Annotated in this window: 24 protein-coding genes; 13 read left to right on the top strand and 11 right to left on the bottom strand. The window is 66.8% G+C overall.

Translation table 11 applies throughout. The annotated features are described in order from the left end of the window. Positions 1 to 3 precede the first annotated feature (3 nt). Positions 4 to 1086 (top strand): efflux RND transporter periplasmic adaptor subunit, encoded by a 1083-nt coding sequence (locus DESPIGER_RS11345; RefSeq protein ID WP_072337029.1) that lies wholly within the window; start codon positions 4 to 6, stop codon positions 1084 to 1086. 37 nt (positions 1087 to 1123) lie between these two features. On the opposite strand, the gene DESPIGER_RS11350 is transcribed toward DESPIGER_RS11345, so the two are convergent. Both DESPIGER_RS11350 and DESPIGER_RS11355 read right to left on the bottom strand, forming a co-directional pair. After that, the gene (locus DESPIGER_RS11350; RefSeq protein WP_072337031.1) at positions 1124 to 1753 is read right to left on the bottom strand and encodes a YigZ family protein; all 630 of its coding nucleotides are present in this window, start codon (positions 1751 to 1753) and stop codon (positions 1124 to 1126) included. Beyond that, a complete protein-coding gene (locus tag DESPIGER_RS11355; RefSeq protein ID WP_072337033.1) occupies positions 1750 to 2319 on the bottom strand; it encodes a cupin domain-containing protein in 570 nt (189 codons plus the stop codon). The genes DESPIGER_RS11350 and DESPIGER_RS11355 overlap by 4 nt, the downstream gene beginning before the upstream one ends. A gap of 264 nt (positions 2320 to 2583) precedes the next feature. On the opposite strand from DESPIGER_RS11355, the gene DESPIGER_RS11360 reads away from it, so the two are divergent. Further along, positions 2584 to 3096: a rubrerythrin family protein gene (locus DESPIGER_RS11360; RefSeq protein ID WP_072337035.1), complete on the top strand. Its 513-nt coding sequence runs from the start codon at positions 2584 to 2586 to the stop codon at positions 3094 to 3096. Between the two features lie 346 nt (positions 3097 to 3442). On the opposite strand, the gene DESPIGER_RS11365 is transcribed toward DESPIGER_RS11360, so the two are convergent. From DESPIGER_RS11365 to DESPIGER_RS11390, 5 genes are all read right to left on the bottom strand, one after another. Further along, complete coding sequence (locus tag DESPIGER_RS11365; protein ID WP_231927671.1) at positions 3443 to 4843, bottom strand: sigma-54 dependent transcriptional regulator; 1401 nt, start codon at positions 4841 to 4843, stop codon at positions 3443 to 3445. Further along, positions 4834 to 5600 (bottom strand): IS5 family transposase gene (locus DESPIGER_RS12690; protein WP_156831586.1). Its coding sequence is split into 2 segments (ribosomal slippage): positions 4834 to 5240 and positions 5240 to 5600, totalling 768 coding nucleotides; the frame shifts between segments, so codons are not numbered across the junction. The genes DESPIGER_RS11365 and DESPIGER_RS12690 overlap by 10 nt, the downstream gene beginning before the upstream one ends. Positions 5601 to 5630: 30 nt before the next feature. Further along, positions 5631 to 5870, bottom strand: coding sequence for a response regulator (locus DESPIGER_RS11380; protein WP_072337037.1), 240 nt, complete (start codon positions 5868 to 5870; stop codon positions 5631 to 5633). Next, positions 5852 to 6979, bottom strand: a complete 1128-nt coding sequence (locus DESPIGER_RS11385; protein WP_072337039.1) for a sensor histidine kinase — start codon at positions 6977 to 6979, stop codon at positions 5852 to 5854. Before DESPIGER_RS11385 ends, DESPIGER_RS11380 begins: the two co-directional genes overlap by 19 nt. 82 nt (positions 6980 to 7061) lie before the next feature. Further along, a complete protein-coding gene (locus DESPIGER_RS11390; protein WP_072337042.1) occupies positions 7062 to 8051 on the bottom strand; it encodes a YIP1 family protein in 990 nt (329 codons plus the stop codon). Between the two features lie 280 nt (positions 8052 to 8331). Here DESPIGER_RS11390 and DESPIGER_RS11395 point away from each other — a divergent pair, with 280 nt between their 5' ends. From DESPIGER_RS11395 to DESPIGER_RS11425, 8 genes are all read left to right on the top strand, one after another. Then, positions 8332 to 9573, top strand: coding sequence for a sodium:proton exchanger (locus tag DESPIGER_RS11395; protein ID WP_072337044.1), 1242 nt, complete (start codon positions 8332 to 8334; stop codon positions 9571 to 9573). Between the two features lie 176 nt (positions 9574 to 9749). Beyond that, positions 9750 to 10562 carry a DUF3298 and DUF4163 domain-containing protein gene (locus tag DESPIGER_RS11400; protein WP_072337047.1) on the top strand — a complete coding sequence of 271 codons (813 nt, stop codon included), beginning with the start codon at positions 9750 to 9752 and terminating at the stop codon, positions 10560 to 10562. After that, the gene (locus DESPIGER_RS11405; RefSeq protein WP_162273863.1) at positions 10559 to 10873 is read left to right on the top strand and encodes a hypothetical protein; all 315 of its coding nucleotides are present in this window, start codon (positions 10559 to 10561) and stop codon (positions 10871 to 10873) included. Before DESPIGER_RS11400 ends, DESPIGER_RS11405 begins: the two co-directional genes overlap by 4 nt. A gap of 302 nt (positions 10874 to 11175) precedes the next feature. Next, positions 11176 to 11904 (top strand): SDR family NAD(P)-dependent oxidoreductase, encoded by a 729-nt coding sequence (locus DESPIGER_RS11410; RefSeq protein WP_072337054.1) that lies wholly within the window; start codon positions 11176 to 11178, stop codon positions 11902 to 11904. After that, the gene (locus DESPIGER_RS11415) at positions 11904 to 12302 is read left to right on the top strand and encodes an acyl carrier protein (RefSeq protein ID WP_072337056.1); all 399 of its coding nucleotides are present in this window, start codon (positions 11904 to 11906) and stop codon (positions 12300 to 12302) included. Before DESPIGER_RS11410 ends, DESPIGER_RS11415 begins: the two co-directional genes overlap by 1 nt. Further along, the gene (locus DESPIGER_RS11420; RefSeq protein ID WP_072337059.1) at positions 12302 to 13516 is read left to right on the top strand and encodes a beta-ketoacyl-[acyl-carrier-protein] synthase family protein; all 1215 of its coding nucleotides are present in this window, start codon (positions 12302 to 12304) and stop codon (positions 13514 to 13516) included. The genes DESPIGER_RS11415 and DESPIGER_RS11420 overlap by 1 nt, the downstream gene beginning before the upstream one ends. Next, positions 13513 to 13986 (top strand): hypothetical protein, encoded by a 474-nt coding sequence (locus DESPIGER_RS13015; protein WP_156831700.1) that lies wholly within the window; start codon positions 13513 to 13515, stop codon positions 13984 to 13986. The genes DESPIGER_RS11420 and DESPIGER_RS13015 overlap by 4 nt, the downstream gene beginning before the upstream one ends. Then, positions 13947 to 15143, top strand: a complete 1197-nt coding sequence (locus tag DESPIGER_RS11425; protein ID WP_072337062.1) for an aminotransferase class I/II-fold pyridoxal phosphate-dependent enzyme — start codon at positions 13947 to 13949, stop codon at positions 15141 to 15143. The genes DESPIGER_RS13015 and DESPIGER_RS11425 overlap by 40 nt, the downstream gene beginning before the upstream one ends. Positions 15144 to 15571: 428 nt before the next feature. On the opposite strand, the gene yedF is transcribed toward DESPIGER_RS11425, so the two are convergent. Continuing rightward, positions 15572 to 16183 carry a sulfurtransferase-like selenium metabolism protein YedF gene (gene yedF, locus DESPIGER_RS11430; protein WP_072337069.1) on the bottom strand — a complete coding sequence of 204 codons (612 nt, stop codon included), beginning with the start codon at positions 16181 to 16183 and terminating at the stop codon, positions 15572 to 15574. 808 nt (positions 16184 to 16991) lie between these two features. On the opposite strand from yedF, the gene DESPIGER_RS11435 reads away from it, so the two are divergent. The 3 genes from DESPIGER_RS11435 (at position 16992) to DESPIGER_RS11445 (ending at position 20245) form a co-directional block, all read left to right on the top strand. Further along, positions 16992 to 17945 (top strand): hydrogenase small subunit, encoded by a 954-nt coding sequence (locus DESPIGER_RS11435; protein ID WP_072337072.1) that lies wholly within the window; start codon positions 16992 to 16994, stop codon positions 17943 to 17945. A gap of 12 nt (positions 17946 to 17957) precedes the next feature. After that, positions 17958 to 19643, top strand: a complete 1686-nt coding sequence (locus DESPIGER_RS11440) for a nickel-dependent hydrogenase large subunit (RefSeq protein WP_072337075.1) — start codon at positions 17958 to 17960, stop codon at positions 19641 to 19643. A gap of 95 nt (positions 19644 to 19738) precedes the next feature. Continuing rightward, the gene (locus DESPIGER_RS11445) at positions 19739 to 20245 is read left to right on the top strand and encodes a HyaD/HybD family hydrogenase maturation endopeptidase (protein WP_072337078.1); all 507 of its coding nucleotides are present in this window, start codon (positions 19739 to 19741) and stop codon (positions 20243 to 20245) included. Between the two features lie 573 nt (positions 20246 to 20818). Here the strand turns inward: DESPIGER_RS11445 and queD are convergent. The 3 genes from queD to DESPIGER_RS11460 form a co-directional block, all read right to left on the bottom strand. After that, the gene (queD, locus tag DESPIGER_RS11450) at positions 20819 to 21223 is read right to left on the bottom strand and encodes a 6-carboxytetrahydropterin synthase QueD (RefSeq protein WP_072337081.1); all 405 of its coding nucleotides are present in this window, start codon (positions 21221 to 21223) and stop codon (positions 20819 to 20821) included. Between the two features lie 165 nt (positions 21224 to 21388). Beyond that, the gene (gene dnaE / locus DESPIGER_RS11455; protein ID WP_072337084.1) at positions 21389 to 24862 is read right to left on the bottom strand and encodes a DNA polymerase III subunit alpha; all 3474 of its coding nucleotides are present in this window, start codon (positions 24860 to 24862) and stop codon (positions 21389 to 21391) included. Positions 24863 to 25216: 354 nt separating this feature from the next. Next, positions 25217 to 25681, bottom strand: coding sequence for a type III secretion system chaperone (locus DESPIGER_RS11460; RefSeq protein ID WP_072337087.1), 465 nt, complete (start codon positions 25679 to 25681; stop codon positions 25217 to 25219). Positions 25682 to 25684: the final 3 nt, after the last annotated feature.

The following is a 25684-nucleotide window of genomic DNA, read 5'->3' on the forward strand; positions in this document are numbered from 1 at the left end:
GCCATGAAACATCTTGTCATCTTCCTGCTCCTGCTCGTCCCCGTGCTGGCCTCCTGCTCCGGCGAAAAGGACGGAAAGGGCGGCAGACAGGCCGCCCCCGTGCATGTGATGACGGTCCAGCCGCGGGACGTGCCGCGCGTGCTCGGCGCCGTGGGCAATGTCAGGGCTTCCGCCAGTGTGGGGCTCACCCCCCGCGTGACCGGAGAGATAGAAAAGGTGCACTTTACGGAAGGGCAGGACGTGAAGGAAGGCGATGTGCTGCTGACCATCGATACCCGCCCCTTTGAAGCCACCCTGCGCGAGAAGCAGGGCCAGCTGGCCAAGTCCGAGGCCCAGCTGCGCAAGGCCACCAATGACGCGGGCCGCTACGGCAAACTGGTGGGCAACGGCTATGTGAGCCGCGAAGCCTACGAACAGACCGCCACCGAGGCCGCGGCCCTGCGCGCCACCGTGCAGGCCGACAAGGCCGCGGTGGAAAGCGCCGCCCTGGATCTTTCCTACTGCACCTTGCGGGCCCCCATCAGCGGCCGCGTGGGCGGGCTCAAGGTAGACAAGGGCAATATGGTGCGCAGCTCCGATACCACGCCCATCGTCAGCATCGACACCCTTTCCCCCATCTATGTGACGTTCTCGGTGCCGGAACGGCATCTTTCGCTGATCCTCGACCGCATGCACGCCGGGCCGGTGGAAGTGGACGTGACCCCCACGGGCGGGCAGGCCGAGAAGGGCCTGCTGACCCTGGTGGAAAACAGCGTGGATACCACCACCGGCACCATCCAGCTGCGTGCCACCTTCGCCAACGAGAACCGCCGCCTCTGGCCCGGCCAGTTCGTGACCGTGGAACTGCCGCTGGGCATGGCGCGCCAGGCCCTGGCCATCCCCAGCCGGGCGGTGCAGAGCGGGCGCGAGGAACATTACCTCTATGTGGCCGGTGCTGACGGCAAGGCCTCCTACCGCAAGGTGGACATCCTTTTCGAGACCGGTGACACCAGCGTGGTGGAAGGCGCGCTCAAGGCCGGGGAAAGGGTCATCATCGACGGCATCGTGCGTCTGGCCCCCGATGTGCCGGTGGAGGTGCTGCCCTAGGGACGTCCGCCTCCACCGCCCGCAAGGGCGTCATGCATCACGCGTCCCCGGCCGGCGTACAGCGGGCGCGGCCGTCGGTGCGGCCGGCAAGGGCTTCCTCAAAGGGGCCGCGCAGGGCCTCGGGCAGACGGATGCGCACCCGGGCGGCCTGGTCATAGGCCTCGGCGCTGACGCGGGCCTCGAAGGCGGGCAGCAGGCGGTGCAGGCGGTCCAGATGGGCATAGTCCAGCTGCACGTCCAGCTCCACGGTGGGCACTTTTTCCGCCAGCGGCAGGGCGGCCAGGTTTTCGCGCACCGAGTCCTGATAGGCCCGCACCAGGCCGCCGGTGCCCAGTTTGACGCCGCCGAACCAGCGCGTGACCACCATGGTGATCTCGCCCACGCCGCAATGCAGCAGCACCTGCAGCATGGGGCGTCCGGCCGTGCCGTGCGGTTCGCCGTCATCCGAAAAGCCCACCTGTCCGCTGTGCCCCGGAGGCCCGGCCACGAAGGCCCAGCAATTGTGGGTGGCGTCGGCGTGCCGGGTGCGGATCTGCTCCACGAAGGCGCGGGCGGCCTCCATGCCTGGCGTATGCGCGCAATGGGTCAAAAAGCGGCTGCGCCGGATGATGATCTCGGTCTGGAACGGGGACGCGGCATCGGCGGCAGGGACGGGAAAGCGGCTCATGCCTGCCCGCCTTCCCCGGGCGCGGGACAGCCGTCAGGCAGCCGGCAGAAATGTTCGATGCGCTCCCTGGCAAAGGGGTAGCGGCGTACCAGACAGGCCGCCCGGGCCAGCTCGAAATCACGAAAGTCGAAGCCCGGCGCCACCGTGCAGGAGACCAGGGAAAAGGCCGTCCCCGGGCAGGGCTCGGCGCCGAACCAGCAGCCGCCGGGCATGGGCAGCAGCAGATGCTGCCCGGCCAGGATGTCGGCCCCCAGCACCCGGTCCAGTTCCCGGCCGTCGGGCGTCAGGCAATAGAGGCGCAGGGGCCCGCCCAGATGGAAATGCCACAATTCATCCTGCCGTATGCGGTGCAGGCGGGAGCGCTCGCCCGCCTGCAGCAGATACAGGATGCTCGTGCTGCACGGACGGCTGCCGCAGATGCCGCAGGGGAGGCTTTCCGGCTGCAGGTCCTGCGTGCTGCACCAGACGCGCCGGTAATGGCCGCCTTCCACATGGGGCATCAGGTCGTAGTGCCGGATGATCTCCTGGGCCGAAAGGGCGTGTACATGGGATTGGATCACTGTCATACCTGTTTTTTAGCCTGCCTTGGCCCGGCCCGCAAGCTCTGCGGCCACGGGAACGCGGGCCCGGCCCCTGTCCGCCGGGAAACGGGCCGCCGGCACGGGGAGGCGCCATTGACGCCGGCCGTTCCCGTCTTATCTTTTCTGGAGGCAGGAAAAGTAAAAAAAGATGCCAAAAAGTGCTTTACAAAGGCAGGGCTTTCCAGTAAATAGGAATCGTTCCTGATTGAGCAAGATTTTTTGAACATATACCTTCCAAGGAGAACCATGATGAGCAAGACCCTTGAAAATCTGATGGCTGCTTTCGCCGGCGAATCCCAGGCCAACCGCAAATACCTCGCCTATGCCCAGGCTGCCGACAAGGAAGGTCTGTCCGGTGTGGCCAAGGTGTTCCGCGCCGCTGCCGCTGCCGAGACCATCCATGCCCACACCCACCTGAAGAACGCCGGCAAGATCGGTGACACCGCTGCCAACCTGCAGGACGCCATCGGTGGTGAGACCTACGAATTCACCAAGATGTATCCTGAAATGATCAAGGAAGCCGAGGCCGAAGGCCAGACCGCCGTGGCCAAGTACATGGAAATGGTGAACAAGGTGGAAGAAGTGCACGCCAACCTGTACAAGAAGGCCGCCGCTGACAACCACGCGTTCGACAACGTGGACTTCTATGTCTGCAAGGTCTGTGGCTACACCCACGAAGGCCCCTGTGATAGCTGCCCCGTGTGCGGCGCCAAGGCCGCTGCCTTCATCAAGGTGGACGATGTCTGCTGCCTGAACAAGTAAGTTCGCCTGTCCGGGTTTTCCAGGCGCTGCCCTTCGGGGTGGCGCCTTTTTTTGTGCCCGCCGGACGGGCACGATGCCCTTGCCGTGGCGGGAAGCCTGGTTGACGGGGGCAGCCGCCGCCTGGCGCCCGGACCGTTCGGGGCTGAGGCAGGGGGCGGCGCGGGCAGGTCGACGGGGCGGCGCCGTGGCGCGCCTGTGGCCGGGGCGGTCTTTGCCGTGGAGCGCGCGCGGGGAGTACCGGGCAGGCTGTTGTGCCGGGCAGGCGAAAAAAGAGGTCCGCCGGATGGCGGCAGGGCCCCGGACTGCCGCAGATGACGGACGGCGAGGCGCTTTTGCCCCGGTGGCCTCATTCGTCGCTGATGCGGGTCTCGATCTTCAGGCCGTATTTTTCCATGCGGGCCAGCAGGGTGGGGCGGGAAAGGCCCAGCAGGCGGGCGGCCTGCGAGCGGTTGCCCCCGCACTGGCGCAGGGCCTCGCGCACCACGGCCCTGCCCATGATGTCCATGCAGGTGTCGAAGGGCGAGGGATCGCCGGACCGGAGGCAGGCCGTGACGATGTCGTCCAGGCTGCGCTGCCCGTCGCTGTGGCCTGCGGCGGGAGCGGCAGGGACGGGGGCAGCGGTGTCCGCACCGGGGCTTTCCCTTTCGGGGATGGCGTTCCCGGTCATGCCGGCGGGGGCGCGGCGCATGCCCGGGGCAGGAGCGGCATCGCCGTTGCCGTTGGGGCCGGGGCCCGCGGCGGGGGGGTGCCCTGCCGGGGAGTCCAGCACCAGCTGCAAGTCACGGATGCTCACCGGGGCGCCGCTGTTGAAGACCAGGGCCTTCTGCAGGGCATTGGAAAGCTCGCGCACGTTGCCGGGCCAGTCCAGACCGGCCAGATAGCGCAGGGCCTCTTCTTCCAGACCGGGGTCGGGCCGGTGCAGCCCGGCGGCCTGCCGGTGCAGCAAAAAGGCCGCCAGGGCCGGGATGTCCTCACGGCGTTCGCGCAGCGGCGGGGTCCAGAGGGTCACCACCTTGAGGCGGTAATACAGGTCCTCGCGGAAGCGCCCGTCGGCCACGGCCTGTTCCAGGTTGGCGTTGGTGGCGGCGATGATGCGCACGTCCACGTCGATGGAGTCGTGCCCGCCCAGGCGCTGGATCTGCTTTTCCTGCAGCAGGCGCAGCAGTTTGGCCTGGATGCCCGGCGGCATGTCGCCGATCTCGTCCAGGAAGATGGTGCCGCCCGCGGCCTGCTCGATGCGGCCGATACGGCGGTGCTGCGCGCCGGTGAAGGCCCCGCGCTCATAGCCGAAAAGCTCGCTCTCCAGCAGGGTGTCGGGGATGGCCACGCAGTTGATGACCGAGAACGGGCGGCGGGAGCGCGGGCTGTAGCGCCAGATGGCATTGGCCACCAGTTCCTTGCCCGTGCCGGATTCGCCCCGGATCAGCACCAGGGCATCGGTGGGCGCCACGCGGCCGATGGCCTTGTACAGTTCCTGCATGGGGGGCGTGTGGCCCACCAGGCGGATGTCGTCCTCCTCGCCCAGCACCTCTTCGGCGGACCGGGCCTCGTGGCGGCGCCGGCTCTCGCCCGCGGCCAGGGCCCGTTGCAGCAGCTCCAGCACCTGCGGGATGTCGAAGGGCTTGAGCACGTAGTCGAAGGCCCCCAGGCGGGTGGCTTCGATGGCGGTCTCGGTGGTGGAGTAGGCCGTCATGATGAGCACCGGCGGGCAGCCCTCTAGATAGTGTCTACACGAGTTTAAGTTAATACCTTAAGCCATATCGCTATACAGCGTATTTGTGCAGCAGCCTCAAATGAAGTGAGCATCTTCGCATATCTTGTAGCGATACCGCGCCACCGTTTGAGATGGAGAAAAGCATTCTCCACCAAGTGCCTCACTCGATAGAGGCTCTTATCATACCAACGTTGCGTCTTACGATTCCTTTTGGGGGGAATAACAATTTCGCAACCAGTCTCAGTTGCTTTATCTATGAGCTCATTGCTGTCATATCCGCGATCCGCCAACAAACATTGAGCGGTAATACCGTCAATCAAGGCTACGGCTTGTGTGCAATCCGCTGTGGTACCAGCTGTAACAGCAACTCTGACCGGCATACCATGCGCATCCACGGCCAGGTGTATTTTACTGTTGAGCCCCCTTTTGTGCGGCCCATACCCTGATTACCGCCTCTAGCCCCTGCCGCATGGGGGTGGACTTTGCAATGGCTGGCATCGATCATCAACCATTCAAAATCTGGCTCATCAATCAATATTTCAAGGAGTTTTTCCCATACTCGTTTGTCTCGCCAACGAATAAAGCGTTGATGAACGGTTCCCCATTTGCCATATTCCGGTGGCAGGTCTCGCCACGGCGCACCAGTACGCAATATCCAGAAGACGGCATTGATAAAGAGGCGATTATCCTTTGCTACACCTCCCCATTGCCCGCTTTGCCCAGGTAGATGAGGTTCCAATAAGGCCCACGCAGCATCCGAAATGTCATGGCGGCGTTGAGGATTCGTCATAAGCACATCCTTGCAGAATTGATGCACTCCTCATAATATAAATCTCGTGTAGACACTACCTAGGGCCCGCATCCGCTTGAGCGCCTCCAGGCCGTCCATGCCGGGCATGCGCACGTCCATGACCACGCACTGCGGCATCCTTTCCCGCATGAGGTTCAGGGCCTCCTCGGCCGAGGCGGCGGTGCGCGTCTCGTAGCCTTCGGCATCCAGCAGGCGCTGGAAGCCCTGCCGCAGGTGGTGGTCGTCGTCGACTATGAGGATCTCAGCCATACGTCGTCCCCTTTGCGGACAGGCAGCACCATGACGAAGCTGGCCCCGTGGCCCGGCGCGTTGTGCAGGTGCAGCCAGCCGCCGTGTTCCTCGAAGATGCGGCGCGCGATGGGCAGGCCCAGGCCCGTGCCTTCCACCTTGGTGCTCATGAAGGGCTGGAAGATGACCTCGTGCAGCTCCTCGGGCACGCCGGGGCCGCTGTCCTCGATGCGGATGACCACCACGGGCCCCAGCGGGGCCAGGCGGCCGCGTTCTTCGCTGATGCGCACTTCCCCGTCGGTACCGGCGGCTTCGCAGGCATTGATGATAAGATTGGCCAGGGCCTCGCGCAGCTGTTCGGCATCGCCGTCCACCCGCGGCAGGGGGGCGTGGCGCGTGCGTCGCAGGGTCACCTTGTAGGCCTCCATGCGCGGTTGCAGCAGGATGAGGGTACGGTCCAGCACCTCGCTCATGTCCAGCGGTTCCTTGCTCAGGCGCGGACGGCGGGAAAATTCCAGGAAGTTGCTGGTGATGGCTTCCATGTGCCGCACGGCCTCGTTCATGGCCTGCACGTCCTCCTGCCGGGCCGGGGAGAGTTCCATGCCCCGGGTGAAGGAGAACAGGCGCAGCTTGAGGCCTGTCAGCGGGTTGCGGATGGAGTGGGCCACACCGGCGGCCAGTTTGCCCACCAGGGCCATCTTTTCGGTCTGGCGCAGGTTCTGGCGCAGGTTCTCGTGGCTTTCCTCAAGGGCCAGACGGGTGCGCTGCATGTTCTCGTGCATGCGGCGGATGCGGCGGGTGATGGCGGGCACGGGCGCGCCCTGCGGCATGCGGCCGTCGGCGTCCGGGCCCAGTTCGCGCAGGGCCGTGAGCAGGGGCAGGTAGATGCCGCGCCACAGGCAGGCGCCCAGGCCCAGCAGCAGGATCAGGGCGAGCAGCAGCAGGCACATGAGGATGCGCTGGCGCGTGCCCAGCGGCCAGGTGAAGATGTCGATGCACAGCCAGACGCAGAGCAAAAGGCACAGGGCCAGGACGATGCCTCCCGGCAGCAGCAGCCGGGTCGGGTCGAAAGCGTGTTTTTCCGCAGGGGCGGGAGCCTCCTGGACGGGTGGGGAAGGGGTCTCGTTCATGGGATGCACGGGTCAGAAGGGGGGAAAGGGCCCGCGCTGGCGGCAGCGGCGGGCCCGGGACGGTCAGGGGACGGCAGGGGGACTAGAACATCCGCATCACCTGCAGGAGCAGGAACATCTCCAGCAGGAAGACCGGAGCGTAGCCCGCCAGCGTCTGGCCCCAGTCGAGGCGCAGGACGGTCTTGTAGCCCACAAGGGTGCAGGCCAGGCTCCAGACCAGGCCGGTGAGCGCGCCCACCACCGGGATGACGCACAGCAGCATGGGGGCCGAGCCGTAGGCGCTCACCTGGAAGATAAGGTCGAATTCCGGCTTGTCGCGCAGGATGAGCCTGTACATGAGGTAGAGCAGGGCGCTTTGTCCGTACAGTTGCAGGGTCACGAAGGCCACCTGCTTGAGCACGAACAGGGGCATGCTCTCATGGATGGTCAGGGTGCTGGCCATCATCTGCTGCATCTGCGGGTCCATGCCGCCGTCCATGAGCATGGAGGTCATGCCGCGCATCCAGAGCAGCTGCACCACGGAAAGGATGACGCTGACGATCAGGTAGAAGCCCAGGGCGCGCAGGGAGCGGCGGTGCGGCCGCAGACAGCTGAAAAAGGCGGGTGCGCCGAACATGACACGTGTGGCCGTGCGGTAGAAGGCCACCATCCAGCCCGAAGGCGCGGGCGCCATGTCCCAGGGGTTGCCGGAAGGCAGGCCGGGGCGGTCGTCGCCGTCCTCATCCCGGACCTCGTCGTCTTCGGGCGGCTCGTGGTCCGCCTGCGGCGCGGGCTCTTCCTGCCGGTCACGGGGACGGAAGGGGGGGAGCTCCTCGCGGGGAGGTTCACGGCGGCAGGGGGCCCCGCCTGTCCCGTCGTCACCCGTGCCGGGGATGACGGCACCGGGGGGCAGGTCGCCGGCCGCCGGGGCGGCGTCGTGGCGGACGGGCGAAAGCTGCTCGCTGCTGCCGTCCTGGGGATGGAAGCGGAAGCGGCAGGAACACTGGGGGCAGGTGGCGATCACCGAATGCGCCGGGGCACGGTCGGGAGGGAAGGGACGGCTGAAGCCGCAGTGTGGGCAGATGATGTTCATGACGCTACTCATAGCAGAGAGGCACCAGCCCTGCAATCCGGCGGCAGGGGGCGCGGGGCGGAAAAGGCGGTGCGGGCTTGACAGACGGGAGGAGCGCGACTATCCTTTACCGTACCTGAGGGGAGTAACTGGGTCCTTGAGACCCTGGCAGCATCAACAGCCTGACATCACGTCTGGTGCTGCCGTTGGCCCTGCCGACTAGTGAGACCTTGGCCGCATGACTGCATGCAGCCAGGGTCTTTTTTTATGTGCAACCCCCAACACCGCCAAGGAGACCGTCATGTCTTTGCGCGACCTGCGTCCCTATCTTCTGGCTGTCCTCATGACCCTGCCGGGCCTGGCCCTGCGCCTTGCCCCGGCGGATGTTTCCCCCATGCTGGTGGCCGTGCTGGCCGGTCTGGCCATCCTGGGCGCGTCCTTCCTGCTGACCTGGGCCTGTGAGGTGGCCCAGCTCGACATCCCCCAGGCCGTGGCCGTGGCCGTGGTGGCCTTCATCGCCGTGCTGCCCGAATACGCCGTGGACATGTATTTCACCTGGATGGCGGGCCAGCACCCCGAGAGCGCCTACTCGCATTATGCCATCGCCAACATGACAGGGGCCAACCGGCTGCTCATCGGTATCGGCTGGACAGCCATCGTGCTGATCTTCGCGGGCCGTTTCCACAATTATGTGGCCCTGCATGAGGAAAAGCGCACCGATGTCCTCTTCCTGGGCCTGGCCACCCTCTATGCCCTGCTGATCCCGCTCAAGGGCTCCCTGACCCTGTTCGACGGCGTGGTCTTCCTGGGCATCTATGTGGGCTACATGTGCATCATCGCCCGCCGTCCCTGCGAGGAAGAGGAGCCCGAAGGCCCGGCGGCCACCCTGGCCAGGCTCTCGCGTCCCGCCCGCATGCGCACCGTGGCCGGTCTTTTTCTTTTCGCGGCCCTGGTGATCCTGTTCAATGCCGAGCCCTTCAGTGAAAGCCTGGTGGCCAGCGGCAAGATCCTGGGCATCAACGAGTTCCTGCTGGTGCAGTGGCTGGCGCCCATCGCGTCCGAAGCGCCGGAATTCATCGTGGCCCTGATGTTCGCCTTCCGCGGCAATGCCGGTCTGGCCCTGGGCAGCCTGCTGTCCTCCAAGCTCAACCAGTGGACCCTGCTGGTGGGCATGATCCCCGGCGTCTACGCCGTGTCTTCCGGCGGCACCGCCCCCATCAACCTCGACCCGCACCAGTTCCAGGAGATCTTCCTCACCGCCGCCCAGTCCATCTTTGCCGTGGCCCTGCTGCTGGACCTGCGCCTGGGCCTGCGCGAGGCGACGGCCCTGCTGGTGCTCTTCCTGGCCCAGCTGTTCTCGCCCTTCTATGACGTGCAGCTGGAAGCCCTGCTGGGCCTGCCCCATGACCCGCTGCGCCTGCACAACTTCTATGCCTGGACGTACCTGATCCTGGCGGGCCTGTTCCTGCTGCGCCACTGGCGCCTGGTGGCCGAGCTGCGCTACGGTTTCCATGTCAAGGTGCGGGATATCGTGCATCATTAGCTTCCCTTCCTCCGTTCGGAGGAAAGGCGCCGCACGGCCGGTCTTCCCCCTGTTCACACGGGTTGGGGGGACCGGCCTTTTTATTTGGCCCCGTAAGGCTTGACAGGGCCGCAGGAGCCCTCTACAAGCAGCTTGCGGCACCATGCCGCCATCTCTTTTTTTGTCGTCTGGGGGAAATGATGTCCAGCTCCGGGAATCTTCGTCACCTGCCGGGATCCTGCCGTCCCGCCCGCCTGCTTGCGCTGGCGGCCCTGCTGTCGTGCTTTGCCCTGTCTCCCGACCTGTGCCCCACGGCCCGTGCCGCGCACGGCTACGGGACCATGATGGCCGATTCGCGCCCCGAGCCTGCCCATGCCCCCATCTCCGTCACGGAGTGCAATCTCCGCCGTGTCTCCCGGCCGGGCAAACCGGACATCACCGTCAGCTATCCCATGCTGGGCCGCAAGGACGTGGACCGCGACGTGGCCGGCTGGGTGGAGCGCATCGCCTCGACCTTCGAAGCCGAGCTGGCGCCGCGGTCCCTCGAGCTGGAGCAGCAGGATCGCCCCCCCTGCGAGCTCATGGGCTCCTATACCCTGACGCGCCCTTCGGCCAATGCCCTGAGCATCGTCTTCGAGATCTGGACCTACACCGGCGGCGCGCACGGCAACCTGGACGTGATCCCGCTGACGTACAGCCTGATCTCCGGGCAGCGCCTGGGGCTGGTGGACATCTTCGAGAACGTGGACAAGGCCCTGGAGATCATGTCCGACGCATCCCGCAAGGAGCTCGCCATCCGTCTGGGCGGCGGCCGGGAGGACAGCATGATCCATGACGGCACCGTGCCCGTGGCGGAGAATTTTTCCGCGCTGGCCCTGGTGCCCGGCGGGGTACGCGTCTATTTCCAGCCCTATCAGGTGGCCCCCTGGGCCGCGGGGGCGCAGCGCGTCTTCATCCCGCTGGAAAAACTGGCCCCGGCCGGTCCCCTGCGCCTGCTCTGGGACGAATGATGCCGCCACAGGAGGCCCTGCTGCGTTTCCCCGGCCACGCGCCTTTGCTGGCCGACCATTTCCCCGGGGCGCCCCGCGTGCCCGGCTCCTGCCTGCTGGAGGCCATGCGCCGGGCCGTGGAAGAGGCCTTCCCGCCCTGTGCCGTCTGCGCCGTGCGCCGTGCGCGCTTCCGCCGTTTCGTCCTGCCGGATCGCGATGTGCTGTGCCGCATGGACCCCGGGGACGGGGGGGACGCCCCGCCTTCGGAGGTCCGCTGCCGCCTGCTGCACGGCGGGGATTGCCTGGCGGAAGCCGTGTTCGTGCTGGAGTGAGCGGAAGGCGGCCATATTTTCGAGGGGGCCTTGCCAAAAGGGACGAAGGAGACTTTGGGGAAAGCGCCCCTTTTCGCCTTCCGGCTCTCCCATCCTCCCGCAAACCCCTTCCTTCCGGTCATTGGCGGGTCGTGCGATGCGCAGCGCATGCGTGCGGCTCCGGTCTCCCGTTTTTGCCGTGAGCCCGATGGGCCTCATGCCCGGCGCATCTTCAGGCCCTATCCGGGCCTGCCCACGGGCTGGCGCAGGCCGCATGCGGCAGGGCCCTTGCGCCCGGACCGTTTTTTTTTCACTATGCGGCCATGCGATTGACGTTCCATGGTTCCGTCCTCATCCTTGGCGGCAGCAGCGATCTTGGCCGTGCCCTGGCACTGGCCTTGTGCGCCGAAGGGGCGCAGGTCTGCTGTGTCTGCCGTGACGACGCCGGCTGCGCCCGCTGCGCGCAGGACGGCCTGCCCGCCCTCGTCCTTGCCGATCCCGAGACCCTGCCCGCCCGCTGCGAAGCCCTGCTGGGCCGGCCGGTGGGGCATCTGGCGGATCTGCTGCATTCCCGCTTCGAACAGCTGGTGGCCCTGGCGGCGCCCGGTGCCATAGAACGCTGGGCGGATGATGACATCGCCCTGCGGGCCCGCTGCCTGCGTGCCGTGGGCCGGGCCATGCTGGCCCGCCGTTTCGGCCGTTGTGTCTTCGTCTCGTCCAGTGCCGCGCAGCGGCCGTCGCCCGGGCAGGGCTGGTACGCCGCGGCCAAGCTGGCCGGTGAGGGCCTGTACCGCAGCCTCGGCGTGGAGCTGGCCGGACGCGGCCTCAGCGCCTGTTCCGTCCGTCTGAGCTGGCTGGATGCCGGGCGCGGGCACGAATTCCTTTCCCGCCACGGGCAGGTGGCCCGTGCCATGCCCGCCGGGCGCTGCCTTGGCCCGGACGAGGTGCTGCCGGGCCTGTGCTTCCTGCTGTCGGCGGAGGCCGCGGCCATCAACGGCAGCGTGGTGACTCTTGACGGGGGCCTCGGGGCCCTCAAACTCCCGGAGCTGTGATGCCATACGACGAGATCAGCCTCAAGGTGCGCGAAATCGTGGCCCGTCTGTTCGAGCGCGATGCCGCGACCCTGAGCGACGAGACCCTGCTCATGCAGGATCTGCCCTGTGAATCCATCGACCTGCTGGAAGTGAGCGTGCAGCTGGGCGCCACCTTCCATATCTTTGTGGACGAGGAGCGCGCCTTCCTGCGCTCCCTGCGTTACCAGCTGGCCGGCGCCCCTGATGCGGCCGCCTTTTTGCGCGAGCACTACAGCCATCTGGACGAGGCGCGGCGGCAGCAGCTGGCCGCCTATTATACGGATGCCGACGGCATGGCCCTGCAATCGCCCCTGACCCTGGGCGATATCGCCCGCTGGGTGGAGCAGGCCCTTGACGCCACGCGGCAGGGGGCCTGATGGCCGTGCCCGGGCGGGTCGTCATCAGCGGTGCGGGCTGCTGCACGGCGCTGGGCCATGATCTGGACAGCGTGGCCCGCAGCCTGCGCGAGGGCCGGGATGCCTTCCGGGCCTCCACCGTGCTGGAAGGCCTGGCCGTCTGCCCGGCGGACGACTGGGGCCGGGACGAGGCCCGGCAGCAGTTCGAAGGCTGGCGGCACCGCCATTATCTGAACCGGGGCAGCCGGATGGCGCTCCTTTCGGGCCTGCGGGCCCTGCGCGATGCCGGTCTGGAAGCGGGCCTGCCCCCGCGCTCGCAGATCGTCGTCGCCGTGGGCCCCATGCTGGACGTCACCGGCGAGCCGGGCCTGCCGCCGCAGGATACCGCGACGCTGGGCGCGCTCTGGCTGCTGCGCTGGCTGCCCAATACCGCCGCCGGGGCACTGGCGCGCTTCTGCCGCTGTCATGGCGAGGCCCTGACCGTCAACACGGCCTGTTCGTCGGCCTTGCAGGCCCTGGGCGAAGGCTGGCGGCGCATACGCTGCGGCCTGGCCGATGCCGTGCTGGTGGCGGCCGGGGACAGCCGTCTTTCGCTGGGCGGCCTGCTGGGCTATCACAAGGCCCGCGCCCTCAGCCTCTGTGCGCCCGGTGCGGGCCCGCGTCCCTTTGACATTGACCGGGACGGTTTCGTGCCCGGAGAGGGCGGCGCGGCCTTCGTGCTGGAGGGCCTGTCGTCGGCGCAGGCCCGGGGCGCCCATGTCCATGCGGAGATCCTGGGCTACGGGGCGTCCGTGGACGCCGAGAGCCTCACCGCGCCCGAAACCCGGGGCAGATGGGCCGAACTGGCCGTGCGGGGCGCTCTGGAAGAGGCGGGCCTCGATGCCGCGGGGCTGGGCTGGCTTTCGGCCCACGGCACGGGCACGCAGCTCAACGACCAGGCCGAGGCCCTGCTGTGGGAACGCCTGCTGGGCGATGCCCCCGGCGGTCCGGCCGTCATGGCCTTCAAATCCTGGCTGGGGCACGGCTCCTCGGCCTGCGGGGCGCTGGAGCTGTGCTGTGCGCTGGCCGCCTGGCGTGACGGCAGGATGCCGCCCGTGCGCCATCTGGACCGGCCCTGCTCCGCCCGTCTCGACTTCGTGCGGGAGCCCCGTCCCTTCCCGACCTCCCGCGGCCTGCTGGAGAATTTCGGCTTTGGTGGCCAGAACGCCGCCCTTGTGGTGGATCTGCGTCCATGAGCACGGATTTCTTTCTGGACGCGCCGTCGCCCTTCGTGCTGCTGGATGCGGCCCGTGGCCTGTCGTCCCCGCCGGGGCTCACGGCCTGGCGCCGCTGTGAGGGCGTGCCCTTCTGGCAGGTGCTGGAGGCCGCCGCTCAGGCGGCCGCCCTGCAGCAGCGCGTGGCGCGGGACTTTTCCTGCCATGCCTTCTTGCTGTCCGTGGAGCGCGCCCCGTGGCCTGCCGGGCCCCTGTCCGGCACGGCGCGGCTGGACGTGCGGGTGACGGCACAGGGCGGCAGTGTGGCGGCCCTGCTGGTGCGCGTGCGGGGCCTTTGCGGGCCTGACGGCCCCCTGCCGCCGCTGGAGCTGGAACTGCGCGTGGGCCTGGTGCCCTATGATGCCTCGTTTTCCCGTGAACTGCTGGAGAACCGCTACAGGGAACTGTATTTATGCCTGTCCCGCAACGCCGAAGCCTTTATGACTGTCTGAACGACCGCCTGCGCGCCGATGCCCGTCTGGGCCTTGCCCGTCACAGCGCCGCCATGTCCGGGGGCGCCGCCGGGCCGCTGCTGTACCGGGACGGCCGGGAATACATCTCCTTCATGAGCAATGACGGTCTGGGCCTGGCCGCCGACGCGCACTGGCAGGCGCGGGTGGCCGCCTGCTTCGCCGCCCATGCGCCGTCGGCCTCGGCCTCGCGTCTGGCCGGGGGCCGCAGCGAGGTGGTGGACTTGGCCTGCCGGGCCGTGGCCGACTACTTCGGTTTTGCGGAATGTCTGTTCCTGCCCAGCGGCTACCAGGCCAATCTGGCCTGCGTGACCACTTTGCTCCAGCAGGGGCAGGAGGCCTTCGTGGACCGGCGCTGCCACGCCAGCGTCATGCGGGCCCTGCCGCTGGCCGGGGCGCGCATCCGGGCCTGGAACCATCTGGATTATGACCATCTGGAGCGCCTGCTGTCCTCCCTGCCGCCGGACGCGCCGCAGCCCGTGGTCATGGCCGAGTCCCTGTACAGCATGGACGGCGCGGCCCTGGATCTGGAGCGCATGGCGGCCCTGCGTCACAGATACGGATTTTTCCTCTGTGTGGACGAAGCCCACGCGCTGGGGGCCCTGGGCCCCGGCGGACGCGGCCTGTGCGCCGCTCAGGCCCTGCGGGATGACGGCCGGGCCCCGGCCGATCTGGTGGTGGGCACGCTGGGCAAATCCCTGGGGCTGTGGGGCGCGTTCCTGCTGCTGCCCCGGGGCTTCTCGCCCCTGTTCGAGCATCTGGCCTCGGCCGTCATGCACAGCACGGCCCTGCCGCCCGCCCACGCGGCCTGCATGCTGGCGCTGGTGGAGGAACTGCCGCGCCTTGGGGAGCGGCGGCGCACGCTGGCCGCGCGCGTGGCCTTCTTCCGCCGGGCCCTCAGGGAACGGGGGCTGCCGGTCATGGGCGATGCGCACATCTTGTCCGTGCCTGTGGGCGACGAGACGCGCTGCCGCCGTCTGGCCGCCCGTCTGGCCTACAGCGGCGTGCTGGTGCTGGGCGCCCGCTGGCCCACGGTGCCGCGCGGGCAGGCCCTGCTGCGTTTCGGTCTCACCGCCCGCCATACGGAAGAGATGCTGGCCCGCACGGCTGATGTGCTGGCCGGACTGTGGGAAGAATAGGATATGGCGGGGGAGGAAGGGACCCTTTTGGAAAAGGGGCCCTTTCTCCCCCGTGCCCCCTCCATCCCCCGAAAACTTTTGTTCTGGTCTGACCGGCAGGTCTCCGGCATCGGATCACGGGGAGGGCCATCGTCTCCTGACCGGAGTACAGGGTCTTCAGAGGAGAAGAGTTTTTTGAAGGGGCTACCGCTTCGCTGGCTGCGGTCTGCGGCAGGGGATATGCGGCCGGGACCGGCAGATATGCGGGAAGAAGAAAGGGCCCGTCCCATGAGGGAACATGCTGGCGGGGCCGGGAGATTTTTCGATGGCCTGCATGGGGCAGGTGCAGGACACAAAAAAAGAGGAACGCTGCGGAGCGTCCCTCTTTTTTTATGCCTCATGCGCGGGCAGGGAAAGGCGCTTTCCCGCACGGCCCGCAGGCGTCGCGGTCAGGGCCGGATGACCTTGCCGGCCAGGGAAAGGCTGGTCACCACATCCATCATGTTGGTGGTCTCGCCCACCTGCTTGGCTTCCAGCAGGTGGAAGAAGTTCAGGCAGGTGCCGCAGACCAGGATGCTGACGCCGCTGCTTTCCAGCTGCTTCAGGGTATCCAGGCACTTGCCTTCCGTGGCCGCCAGTTTGACGCCGCCATTGAGCAGCACGATGCGCCACAGGGACGGCCCCAGTTCGGGCAGGCTGGCCAGGAAGTTCTCCATCAGGCGGGCGCCCAGCTCGTCATCACCGCGGCCCAGGGTATCGGTGGTGATGAGGACCAGGGTCTTGCGGTTTTCCGTGTCCGCTGCCGGGGCGGCGGCCGGGGCCTGTTCCGGGCTCTCCACCTGTGCGGCGCCGCCCAGGCCGCGCACTTCCCACAGGCTGCTTTCGGGCTGGCTGATGCTGACCTCGAAGCCGCTGCGGCGCAGGAAGCGGCTCACGTTCTCGCTGGCGGCGGCGTTGTCCACCAGGACGAGCAGCTCCTGCGGCCGCTCCTGTTCCAGGGCGTCGCGGGTGCGCATCACAGGCTGGGGGCAGGCAAGGCCCCGGCAATCCAGGGTTTTCATTTGTGACCTCCTTGCGTTTTCGTTCCGGCCTCATGCCGGTGGCGCCAGTATGCCAGATGCGGCACGCAGGGTCGAGAGGGGAGGCCGCGCCGGACGGCCGTGCCGGTCGCGAGCGGCGGGGAGCTGGTTTGCGGCCGTCCCGCCTTCCCCGTCAGGGGGACCTGTGCCGCGGCCTGTGCGCGACGCCGTTCGGGGGCGCTCGTGCCCGGACGGGGAAGGGCCAAAGCCCCCTTGTCGTTCCCGGTAAGTGTTTTTGGTGGCCTGCCCGGACAGGGAAGGGCAGGCGGCAGGGCACAGGGATCGCCGGGCCGCGGTCCTTTCTGCCCTGTACGGACTGGCCGGGACAGGTCGCGAGGCTGCTGCGGCCACGGGGAAAGAAAAAATTTTTCTTCAGCGTCGGCAGGACGTAATCCGGCTGCCGCACGCCTGTCCACTGCCGGAAATCGTCAGGAGCGGTTGACCTGATGGCCGTGGCAGGATAAGATGATCCCCAATGGCGGAATCCTCCGCCACAAGGAGGCATCATGTTCATTGTCCGTTTGTGAAGTAGCCGGCTGAAGACGCGGGTTCGCGTCAGTTCCGGCTGCGGCGCGGGCAATGGATGGCATGCCCACGCATAATCCCACCCATCCCTTCCCCTCGCCGCATACTCCCCATTCGACCATGCATGGCCTTGGTCGTCCTTTGCTGTGGCATGCACCTCATGCAGTGGACGGCAGTCGGGGGAAGGCTCCGTGGCTGGAGCCTTCCATTTCATCTTGTACTGTCCTGATTCTTGACTATCTCATCCTGCAGACAGGAGGCACGTATGCGTATTGCCGTTGGTCTGGGCAAAAAAGGCGGGGAGGAACGTCTGGCGCAACAGGGCGTCAGCCGTCGCGACTTTTTGAAATTCTGTACGGCCGTGGCCGTGACCATGGGCCTTGGACCCAGCATGGCCACGGAAGTGGCCGCGGCGCTGACCAATCGCCGCGCCTCCGTGGTCTATCTGCATTGCGCTGAATGCACGGGCTGTTCCGAGGCCCTGCTGCGTACCTGCAAACCCTTCATCGACAGCCTGATCCTCGACACCATCTCCCTGGATTACCACGAGACCATCATGGCCGCCGCGGGCGAAGCCGCCGAAGCCGCTCTGGAACAGGCCATCAGCAATCCTGAAGGCTTCATCTGCGTGGTGGAAGGCGCCATCCCCCTGGCCCTGGACGGCAAATACGGCTATGTGGGCGGCCACACCATGCTGGACCTGTGCAAGCGCGTGCTGCCCAAGGCCAAGGCCGTGGTCACCATGGGCACCTGTGCCGCCTATGGCGGCGTGCAGGCCGCCAAGCCCAATCCTACCGGTGCCGTGGGCGTCAACGAGTGCTTCGCCAGGCTGGGCATGGACGTGAAAGCCATCAATATCCCGGGCTGTCCGCCCAACCCCCTGAACCTGGTGGGCACGCTGGTGGCCTTTTTGCAGAACAAGGAGATCAAGCTCGACGATCTGGGCCGTCCGCTCATGTTCTACGGCCAGTCCGTGCATGATCTGTGCGAACGCCGCGCCCATTTCGACGCGGGCGAGTTCGCGCCTTCCTTCGACTCCGAAGAGGCGCGCAAGGGCTGGTGCCTGTACGACCTGGGCTGCAAGGGGCCCAGCACCTACAACAACTGCCCCAAGGCCCTGTTCAACGAGACCAACTGGCCCGTGCGGGCCGGACATCCCTGCATCGGTTGCAGCGAGCCCAATTTCTGGGATGACCTGTCGCCTTTTTACCAGAACTAGGGAGCTGCCAGCATGAGCCAAGCTATGAAAACGCCCCAGAGCAATTTCTCCGGCCCCATTGTCGTTGACCCGCTGACCCGTATCGAAGGCCATTTGCGCATCGAGGTGGAAGTGGAGAACGGCCGCATCAAGGATGCCCGCAGCTGCGGTACCCTGTATCGCGGTCTGGAAGTGATCCTCAAGGGACGCGACCCCCGCGATGCCCAGCATTTCACCCAGCGTACCTGCGGCGTGTGCACCTACACCCATGCCCTGGCCTCCACCCGCGCCCTGGAAGATGCCATGGGCCTGAGCCTGCCCGCCAATGCCACCCATATCCGCAACCTGGTGCTGGGCCTGCAGTTCATGCACGACCACATGGTGCATTTCTACCACCTGCACGCCCTGGACTTCGTGGACGTGACCGCCGCCCTCAAGGCCGATCCGGCCAAGGCCGCGGCGCTGGCCTCGTCCATCTCGCCGCGCAAGGCCACGGCCGATGATTTCAAGGCCGTGCAGGCCCGTTTGAAGGCCTTTGTGGACAGCGGCCAGCTGGGCCCCTTCACCAATGCCTATTTCCTGGGCGGGCATCCGGCCTATTATCTGGATCCCGAAGCCAACCTGGTGGCCACGGCCCACTATCTGGAAGCCTTGCGCGTGCAGGTCAACGCCGCCAAGGCCATGGCCGTGTTCGGCGCCAAGAACCCGCATCCCCAGTTCCTGATCCCCGGCGGCGTGACCTGTTACGAATCCCTGACGCCCGAGTGCATCAAGGAGTTCCGCGACCTGTACGTGCAGGCCCGCAAATTCATCGAAGAGGTCTACATCCCCGACCTGCTGCTGGTGGCCGGCGCCTACAAGGACTGGGCCGCCCTGGGCTGCGGCTGCCGCAACTTCATGGCCTTCGGCGAATTCCCCGAAGTGGGCGGCGAACGCGACCTGACCAAACGCTGGCTCAAGCCCGGCGTGCTGCTGGACGGCAAGCTGGATGCCGTGCAGCCCTTCGATCCCGCCAAGATCGCCGAACATGTGCGCCACAGCTGGTATGAAGGCGAGGAGGCCCGCGCCCCCTACGACGGCGAGACCAAGCCCGCCTTCACCCGCCTGGGCGATACGGACCGTTATTCCTGGCTCAAGGCGCCGCGTTATGACGGCCTGGCCGTGGAGACCGGTCCGCTGGCCCAGGTGCTGGTGGCCTATGCCCAGGGCCATGCGGCCGTGAAGCCCGCGGTGGACACGGTCCTCTCCGCCCTGGGCGTGGGACCGGAAGCCCTGTTCTCCACCCTGGGCCGTACCGCCGCCCGCGGCGTCGAGACCCTGGTCATCGCCCAGCAGGTGGAAAAGTGGCTGGCCGAATATGAAGCCAACATCGCCGGCGGCGACAAAAAGATCGCCATGGAATGCAGCGTGCCCAAGGAAGGGCGCGGCGCGGGCTTCGTCAACGCTCCGCGCGGCGGCCTGTCGCACTGGCTGCGCATCGAAGACGGCAAGATCGGCAATTTCCAGCTGGTGGTGCCCACCACCTGGAACCTGGGCCCCCGGGACGCCAGGCATGTGCTGAGTGCCGCCGAGCAGGCCCTGGTGGGCACGCCCGTGGCCGATCCCAAGCGGCCTGTGGAGATCCTGCGCACCATCCATTCCTTCGACCCCTGCATCGCCTGCGCCGTGCATGTCATCGACGGCGAGACCAATCAGGTGCACGAGTTCAAGGTCCTGTAATCCGTATCCGCTGGCTGGGGGAAGGGCTGTCCGCAAGGGGCCCTTCCCCTTTTTCATGCGCCGTCCCCGGGGCGGCCGATAACCGAGGAGGCTCCATGAGCGAGACAGAGGCCGCTCCCCGCATCCTGATCCTGGGCGTGGGCAATATCCTGCTGCGAGACGAGGGCTTTGGCGTGGCCGCCGTGGACTATTTGAAAGAGGCCTATCACTGGCCGGAGAACGTGCGCTTGCAGGAAGGCGCCACCCAGGGCCTGTTGCTCATGTCCGAACTGGAGGCCTGCGACCTGCTGGTGGTGCTGGACGTGGTGCTGGGCGGCAAGGAGCCGGGCACGGTCTATCTGCTGGAAAATGAGGACCTGAGCCGCAGCCTGAGCTTTCAGGGCTCCATGCACCAGACGGATCTGCTCCAGACCCTGCAGGTCTGCGAGCTGGCCGGGTGCCGTCCGCAATGCCTGGCCTTCGGTCTCCAGCCTTTTGACTGGCGCACCATGCAGGTGGGCCTTTCGCCCGGAGCCCAGGCCATGCTGCCGGTCTTTGCGGAAAAAGTGGTGGCCGAACTGGCCCGGCGCGGCATCGTGGCCCGCCGGAAAGCAACGGCCTGAGTGGAGTCCCCGGGGGGAAGGGGAACCTCTTATTGCTGCTCTCGATGCCGACGCGGGAGGAGGGCGGGCCTCCTTTTAGCGGGCGGATGCGGCGCCACGGCAAAATCGCCATTGCACGGGCGGCGGTCGCCGTGCGGCGGGTAAAATCCCTGCCGCCCCGCCCGGACCTGCTTTCGTTGCGGGCGCTGCGGCCGGAAGCGGCAGCGCATGAAAAAAGCTCCCTGAAAAGGGAGCTTTTTCGCTTCGGCGGCAAAAACATGCTGCGACAGGCACAGCGCGTCCGCAGACGGCAAGCGGGGGGAAGCAGGCAGGGCGGACATCCTGCTCCCTTGTCCTTGTCTCCGGGCTGCCCTGGCCCCCGCCCGTCTTACCAGCCCCGGCCCGGTCAGGGGGCGGAATCCCTTCCCGCGAGGCAGCAACGGGGACCGTCAGAGCGATCAGCGGAAAAGTTTTCGGGAGGAAGGAAGGGGCGCGGGGGAGGAAGGGCGCCCCTTTTTCAAAAGGGGCCCTTTCCTCCCCCGTGATGACAGCCCCTCAGCAACAGGCCCGCAGCAGCAGGCGGGCCGGAAAAAACTAGTCGTCCAGTTCCAGATAGGTGGCGGTCTGCGCGCCCTTTTCGCTGACGCTGACGCTGTGGACGCGCACATGGCGGGCGCTTTCATCGGCGGCCAGGCGGCGGGCCACGTTCTGGAAGATATGGCGGGAGATGTTCTCCGACGAAGGATTGAGGCGGTCGAAGGGCGGCACCTCGTTGATGATCTGATGGTCGAGGGCGGCCAGCTCTTCCTTGAGGGCGCGCTTGAGGACCTTGAAGTCCAGCAGCAGTTCCACGTTTTCGGTGAGTTTGTCACCTTCCACGGTCAGTTCCACGGCAAAGTTGTGGCCGTGCAGGCGTTCGCATTTGCCTTCGTAATGGCGCAGGGCGTGGCCTGCGGATATCTCGTCACGCACCGTGAGGCGCCAGATCTTTTTGGGCATGGGCTTTCCTTTGACTGTCATGCGGTCAGCCAGGGTTCGTACGTGATCCTTTCCCGGAGGGATGCCGTCCAGGGAAGGCGTATAGCATACCGTCCCCGTCAGGTTTCCTTTTGTGAAAAGCGCATTTGGGGGAGGATAGGGGGTCCTTCCCCCCGGAAACGTTTTTTACCCGGCCCAGGCGGCCAGGGCCCTGTCCAGTTCGGGGCCGGGGCTGACGCGGAACTGCGGCCCCAGCGTGAGGTGGCAGCGCACGCCGTCCAGCAGGATCATGGCTTCGGCCTCCACCGTGCCGGGATGGGCCTCCAGGATGGCCTTGAGGGCCAGGATGTCTTCATCGCCCAGGCGGTGGGCCGGTATCTGCACGCAGATGGGCGTATCGCTCTGGCCGCAGGCTTCGGAAAGCAGGGTCACGCTCTGGCCCAGCAGCTTGACCTCGCGGCTGGTCTCCTCGCCGTCCTCGTCGCCGTCGCGGCTCTCGTCCACCTGACTGTCCACCGTGGCCCGCAGGCAGAGGGGCTGTTCGCTTTTGAGCAGCTCGCGGGCCTCGGCATAGGCGCGGGGGAAGAACGTGACCTCGGCATGGCCGGTCAGGTCTTCCACGCCCACGAAGGCCATGCGCTCGCCCTTGGACTTGGTGATGACTTCCTTGAGGCTGACCACCAGCACGGCGGTGCTCAGTTCGGCCTTGGGGTAGAGGTCGCGGGCGTCTTCCAGCGTGGTCAGACGCAGGCGGCGCATCTCGCGGCTGAAAGGCTGGAGGGGGTGGCTGGTGAGGAAGAAGCCCAGGGCCTCTTTTTCGTTCTTGAGGCGCTGGTCCTCGTCCATCTCGGGGATGCCGGACTCGGGGCAGTCGAAGCCGATGCCGGGCTGGGGCCTGGTTTCCACCTGCGGGGCCATGGCCAGCAGGGAGATCTGGTTGGAGTTCTTTTCCCTGGCCTTTTTCTGGGCGCGGGCGACCACCGTGTCCAGGGCGGCCAGCAGGGCCGCGCGCGAAACGCCGAAGCAGTCGCAGGCGCCGCCCTTGATGAGGGCTTCGAGCACGCGCTTGGTGACCTTGCGCAGGTCCACGCGGCAGCACATGTCGAAGAGGGAGACGTATTCGCCGTCCTTGCGGGCCTCCATGATCTCGGTGATGGCGCTGTCGCCCACGTTCTTGATGCCGCCCAGACCGAAGACGACCTTGCCCTCGCGGGCCGAGAAGGAACGCTGGCTGGCATTGACCGAGGGCTGCACCACGTCGATGCCCATGTCCTTGCAGCAGGAGATGTACTTGAGCAGCTTTTCCTGGTTGCTCATTTCCGAGGTGAGCAGGGCGGCCATGAACTCCACGGTATGGTGCACCTTGAGGTAGGCCGTGAAGTAGGAGATCTGGGCATAGGCGGCGGAGTGCGACTTGTTGAAGCCGTATTCCGCGAACTTTTCCATCAGGTCGAAGATCTCGTCGGCCTTGGCCTTGTCCACGCCGTTCTTCTGCGCGCCTTCCACGAACTTGACGCGTTCCTTGGCCATGGCTTCGGGCTTTTTCTTGCCCATGGCGCGGCGCAGCAGGTCAGCGCCGCCCAGGGTGTAGCTGGCGATGATCTGGGCGATCTGCATGACCTGTTCCTGATAGACGATGACGCCGTAGGTATCGCGCAGGCAGTCGCTGAGGGACTCGTGCGGATAGACCACGGGCACCTGCCCGTGCTTGCGCTTGATGAATTCGTCCACCATGCCGGAGCCCAGCGGGCCGGGGCGGTACAGGGCCAGCATGGCGATGACGTCCTCGAAGCACGAGGGCTTGAGCATGCGCAGGTACTGGCGCATGCCCGAGCTTTCCACCTGGAAGATGCCGTCGGTGTCGCCGCGGGCGTAAAGGTCGTAGGTGGCGGCGTCGGTGAGGGGCAGGTTGTCCAGGTCGGGCGGCGTCCTGCCCTGCAGGGTGATGTTGTCCAGGGTGTCCTGGATGAGGGTCATGGTCTTGAGGCCCAGGAAGTCGAACTTCACCAGACCGGATTTTTCGGTCATGGGGCCGTCGAACTGGGTCACGAGTTCGCCGCGTTTGCCGGTGTAGAGGGGCAGGAACTCGTCCATGGGCCGGGGCGAGACCACCAGACCGGCGGCGTGGGTGGAGGCATGGCGCGACAGGCCCTCCAGACGGCGGGCCGTATCCAGCAGCTTTTTCACCTGCGGGTCGGTATCGTACAGCTTCTGGAGGTCTGGCTCGGCTTCCAGGGCCTTGTTGATGGTCATCTTGAGGTCGTCGGGCACCAGCTTGGCGATGCGGTCGGTCTCGGCAAAGCTCATGCCCAGGGCGCGGCCCACGTCACGCACCACGCCCTTGGCCTTCATGGTGCCGAAGGTGGTGATCTGGGCCACGCTGTCCTTGCCGTAGGTGTCCACCATATGCTGGATGACCTCGGTGCGGCGGCGTTCGCAGAAGTCCACGTCGATATCGGGCAGGGAGACGCGCTCGGCGTTGAGGAAGCGCTCGAAAAGCAGATTGTAGGGCAGGGGGTCCAGGTTGGTGATGCGCAGCGACCAGGCCACCAGCGAACCGGCGGCCGAACCGCGGCCCGGGCCCACGGGGATGCCGTGGTCCTTGGCCCAGTTGATGAACTCCTGCACGATGAGGAAGTAGCCGGGGAAGCCCATCTCAAGGATGACCTTGAGCTCGTACTGCAGGCGGTCGCGGTAGGCCTGCGGGTCGATGCTGGCGCGGTTGGGGTGCTTTTCCAGGCGGCGTTCCAGACCTTCCTCGGCCAGGCGGCGGAACTCGGAATCCAGGCTGGCGCCTTCGGGCAGCTTGTAGACCGGGAAATAGTGGTGCCCCATGTCCAGTTCCACGTTGCAGCGCTCGGCGATCTCGGCCGTGTTGCTCAGGGACTGGGGCAGATGGCCGAACACGGCCTCCATCTCCTCGCCGGACTTGTAGTAGAGGTCATGGGTGCCGAAGCGCATGCGCTTGGGGTCGTCCATGGTGGTCTGGGTCTGGATGCAGAGCAGCACCTCGTGGGCGTCGGCGTCGTCGGCGTTGAGGTAATGGCAGTCGTTGGTGGCCACGATGGGCAGCTTGAGATGGTCGGCTATCTCCAGCAGGCCCTTGTTGGCTATCTCCTGCTCGGGCAGGCTGTTGGACTGCAGCTCCAGATAGAAGCGGTCCGGGTAGATGTCGGCGTATTCGCGGGCCAGGGCGATGGCGCCGTCCATGTCACCGGCGTTGAGGGCGCGCGGGATCTCGCCCGCGATGCAGGCCGAAAGGCAGATGAGGCCCTCGGAATAGCGGCGCAGCATGGCCTTGTCCACGCGCGGCTTGTAGTGGAAGCCCTCCAGGTAGCTGCGGCTCACCAGCTTGACCAGATTGTGGTAGCCCTCGATGGTCTCCGAGAGCAGGATCAGGTGGTTGCGCTTGCGGGCCAGCTCGGAGGTCTTGTCCAGATGGTCGTGGCAGACGTAGACCTCGCAGCCGATGATGGGCTTGATGCCGAAGTCCTTGCAGGTCAGGAAGAACTTGGCCGCGCCGAACAGGTTGCCGTGGTCGGTGATGGCGCAGGCGGGCATGCCGAAATCCTTGGCGCGGGAGCAGAGATCCTTGACGCGGATGGCGCCGTCGAGAAGGCTGTATTCGGTGTGGCAGTGCAGGTGCACGAAATCGGACATGCGGGAACTCCGGGCCTCGGCGGCCGATGAAGGGAAGGGGCGCCATGCGCGGCCGGGGCGGTGCGGACGGCCGTGTCCGGCACCGGGAGGCGGATGCGGACGCAGGGCCCGCACACGGCGGAGCAAAAGTATAGCAGGTTCGCGGGCGGGCCTCAAGGCGGCCCGCTGCCCTGTCCCGGGGAAGGGGCGACAACGCGCCGCCTTTCCCGCAGGAGCGGGAGCGCGCAGGCGGCAATGGAGACGGGGCGGCGATCGGCGGATCGTCGCCCCGTGACGGATGGGGAGGGTCAAAGGCCCGTCCTGCGCGGCAGGCCTCGGGGCGCCGGACGGGCGCGGCAGGGCCGGGAAGGCCGCCTAGATGCGCAGCATGCCGCCCATCAGGGCCGGATCCACGGCGGGTGCTTCCGGGGTGTCGGCGGCGGCCTCGTCACAGGCCAGGCAGCGTTCCTGCCAGTGCTCGGCCACGTTGACGAAATTGCCCACCCAGGTGCCCACATTGGTATCGGTGAGCGCGGCCAGGGGCAGCGTGCCCTGCAGGGTCACGCCCGTATCTTCGCGGGCGGCCAGGGTGAAGCCCTGGGTCTGGTGGAAGAAGGTGTTGGCGTCCAGCAGCGCGGCGTAGAGCTCGTCGCGTTTGCGCGCGGGCAGGGGGGCCACCACGGTGAAGATCATGACCTGCTCCGCAGAAAGGCAGCGCAGACTGACCTCGAAGTCATCGATGCCCAGCAGGCAGGAGGGATCGCCGTCGCGGATCTCGATGCCGGGCAGGTCCAGTTCACGGGCCAGGGCGGCCAGCAGGGAAGAAAAAGCGGGGTTCATGGC

The organism is Desulfovibrio piger, from assembly GCF_900116045.1.
GTDB lineage: Bacteria > Desulfobacterota > Desulfovibrionia > Desulfovibrionales > Desulfovibrionaceae > Desulfovibrio > Desulfovibrio piger_A.

Excerpts from the sequence above, each read along its gene's own strand:
- DESPIGER_RS11345 (WP_072337029.1), top strand. The coding sequence starts at position 4 with ATGAAACATCTTGTCATCTTCCTGCTCCTGCTCGTCCCCGTGCTGGCC.
- DESPIGER_RS11350 (WP_072337031.1), bottom strand. The coding sequence starts at position 1,753 with ATGAGCCGCTTTCCCGTCCCTGCCGCCGATGCCGCGTCCCCGTTCCAG.
- DESPIGER_RS11355 (WP_072337033.1), bottom strand. The coding sequence starts at position 2,319 with ATGACAGTGATCCAATCCCATGTACACGCCCTTTCGGCCCAGGAGATC.
- DESPIGER_RS11360 (WP_072337035.1), top strand. The coding sequence starts at position 2,584 with ATGAGCAAGACCCTTGAAAATCTGATGGCTGCTTTCGCCGGCGAATCC.
- DESPIGER_RS11380 (WP_072337037.1), bottom strand. The coding sequence starts at position 5,870 with ATGGCTGAGATCCTCATAGTCGACGACGACCACCACCTGCGGCAGGGC.
- DESPIGER_RS11385 (WP_072337039.1), bottom strand. The coding sequence starts at position 6,979 with ATGAACGAGACCCCTTCCCCACCCGTCCAGGAGGCTCCCGCCCCTGCG.
- DESPIGER_RS11390 (WP_072337042.1), bottom strand. The coding sequence starts at position 8,051 with ATGAACATCATCTGCCCACACTGCGGCTTCAGCCGTCCCTTCCCTCCC.
- DESPIGER_RS11395 (WP_072337044.1), top strand. The coding sequence starts at position 8,332 with ATGTCTTTGCGCGACCTGCGTCCCTATCTTCTGGCTGTCCTCATGACC.
- DESPIGER_RS11400 (WP_072337047.1), top strand. The coding sequence starts at position 9,750 with ATGATGTCCAGCTCCGGGAATCTTCGTCACCTGCCGGGATCCTGCCGT.
- DESPIGER_RS11405 (WP_162273863.1), top strand. The coding sequence starts at position 10,559 with ATGATGCCGCCACAGGAGGCCCTGCTGCGTTTCCCCGGCCACGCGCCT.
- DESPIGER_RS11410 (WP_072337054.1), top strand. The coding sequence starts at position 11,176 with ATGCGATTGACGTTCCATGGTTCCGTCCTCATCCTTGGCGGCAGCAGC.
- DESPIGER_RS11415 (WP_072337056.1), top strand. The coding sequence starts at position 11,904 with ATGCCATACGACGAGATCAGCCTCAAGGTGCGCGAAATCGTGGCCCGT.
- DESPIGER_RS11420 (WP_072337059.1), top strand. The coding sequence starts at position 12,302 with ATGGCCGTGCCCGGGCGGGTCGTCATCAGCGGTGCGGGCTGCTGCACG.
- DESPIGER_RS13015 (WP_156831700.1), top strand. The coding sequence starts at position 13,513 with ATGAGCACGGATTTCTTTCTGGACGCGCCGTCGCCCTTCGTGCTGCTG.
- DESPIGER_RS11425 (WP_072337062.1), top strand. The coding sequence starts at position 13,947 with ATGCCTGTCCCGCAACGCCGAAGCCTTTATGACTGTCTGAACGACCGC.
- yedF (WP_072337069.1), bottom strand. The coding sequence starts at position 16,183 with ATGAAAACCCTGGATTGCCGGGGCCTTGCCTGCCCCCAGCCTGTGATG.
- DESPIGER_RS11435 (WP_072337072.1), top strand. The coding sequence starts at position 16,992 with ATGCGTATTGCCGTTGGTCTGGGCAAAAAAGGCGGGGAGGAACGTCTG.
- DESPIGER_RS11440 (WP_072337075.1), top strand. The coding sequence starts at position 17,958 with ATGAGCCAAGCTATGAAAACGCCCCAGAGCAATTTCTCCGGCCCCATT.
- DESPIGER_RS11445 (WP_072337078.1), top strand. The coding sequence starts at position 19,739 with ATGAGCGAGACAGAGGCCGCTCCCCGCATCCTGATCCTGGGCGTGGGC.
- queD (WP_072337081.1), bottom strand. The coding sequence starts at position 21,223 with ATGCCCAAAAAGATCTGGCGCCTCACGGTGCGTGACGAGATATCCGCA.
- dnaE (WP_072337084.1), bottom strand. The coding sequence starts at position 24,862 with ATGTCCGATTTCGTGCACCTGCACTGCCACACCGAATACAGCCTTCTC.
- DESPIGER_RS11460 (WP_072337087.1), bottom strand. The coding sequence starts at position 25,681 with ATGAACCCCGCTTTTTCTTCCCTGCTGGCCGCCCTGGCCCGTGAACTG.